2 protein-coding genes are annotated in these 1562 nt (G+C 41.4%); both read right to left on the bottom strand.

What is annotated here, in order from left to right:
* Positions 1–55: 55 nt before the first annotated feature.
* Entirely contained in the window at positions 56–1372 is a 1317-nt protein-coding gene (locus G468_RS25005; RefSeq protein ID WP_246067635.1) for a phage tail protein, read from the bottom strand.
* Between the two features lie 2 nt (positions 1373–1374).
* On the bottom strand, positions 1375–1562 hold a 188-nt coding region (locus G468_RS24515; RefSeq protein ID WP_034250499.1), incomplete at its 5' end, for a hypothetical protein.

The raw sequence follows: 1562 nt of genomic DNA, 5'->3' as shown, positions 1-1562 counted from the left end.
TGTTGCTCAAGTAAGTTTTTCTTTTCTTCATCTTGAATTTCTAAACTGTATTTCACTATGCAGCCCTCACTATGTAGTTAAAAGCAATATTACGTGGTCTCATTGATATCCATACAGCTCCACTATTTCCCAAAGCTTTGGAATTTGCTTGCGTTGCAAATATAACATTGTCAGATAGAACAGCTTTTAAATCCTCATTATTTGGTGCTTTCGCATTTTTTGGAAAAATGTTGGTTGCAGTTTCAGCGTTGGAAAATGCAGTGCCAATTGAGCTTTCTTGCACTGTTTCATCAACACCAAAATAATCTAATGCTGCCGTACGAATTTCTGTCGCTTGTTGAGATGACAAAACAGAACGTGATGGATCTACGCCACGGATAAATTCACCGCGCAAATCCGGCAATTTCCCAGAAGGATATGCTAACGCTAATTGGGGATATTTGACTTTATCAAAGTCGGTGCCGTTACAGACTAAATAACCTGATGGTGGTGTCGATTGTGGCCAAGGAATAGGCGCGCCAACCGGATAATTGTTAATCGCGTCCACATCAGCGGTTAATGCCAGTGTGCCATTTTTAGCTGAGGGAATGGTGACAACGGCTTTATTGTTATTTTTGGTATCTCTATACACGAAATAGGCATCGCCCGGGGCAGTTTCGAGCAACAGTTTATTTCCATCGCCTTTGGTAAAAAGCAAGCTGGCGTAACTACCGTTACTCTTTATATTTATTTCCCCAGCAGTGAATGTTTCCCAAGAGTCTTTCTTAGCATAATTGTCATCACAGGCTTTTTGGCTTATCACGTCGGTTGTTGAGTTACCGGTTGTTTGTTTGACAGCAGCACTATTAAGTTTGGTATTGAGTCCTTGTGTCAATTCTATTTTGGTGGCGTAATCGCCTTTTGCCTGTTTTGTATTTAAAGCATCGGTCACCAATTTTTGACTCGTCACTTTATCGGTGGCGGAGCCTAATTGCTGCACGATATTTGCAGCCAGAATAGCGTCTTTTAATGATTGCCATTGGGTGTTGTCAGTTAAGGGATTTCCGGCGTTGTTATCGGTTTTGGATTTGTAGATATCGCCTTCAAATACGCATAGTGAGTTTTTGTAGTACGTCTGTTTGTCGGCATACTCAGCCATTCCATTTTGGAATAAGTAAGCTGCAAGTCCACTAATGGTAAATTCCACCGCATTAAAATCCTGCATGGTGGGCAATTCTGATACAGGCACAATACCCCAACCACGGTAAAAATCGCTGTTGAGATTTTTCTCCAGTTTGTCTGTGATTTCTTTTGAACCAAATACAGTTCTTTCTTCCGTTTTGCTTTGACTGGCAAACGGTTTAACGTCAACATTGGGTCTGTTGATTTTCAAGGTTATCTCCTATTGTTCAAAAAGGTTTTCTTGGCAAAATAGCCAATTCTTGCTTCGGGGTTGGTATCAAAACGGCTGTACCACGAAATGGCATTCTGATGCCCCTTAAATCCAAATGTGCCTTTGGGTTCTTGCGTGACGTAGTTAATTTGCACGCCTTGCGGACGGGGTAATAAATCAAGCCGTAAGA

It is taken from the genome of Arsenophonus nasoniae DSM 15247 (assembly GCF_000429565.1).
Classification (GTDB): domain Bacteria; phylum Pseudomonadota; class Gammaproteobacteria; order Enterobacterales; family Enterobacteriaceae; genus Arsenophonus; species Arsenophonus nasoniae.
This window is presented reverse-complemented; position numbering and strand designations above follow the sequence as displayed.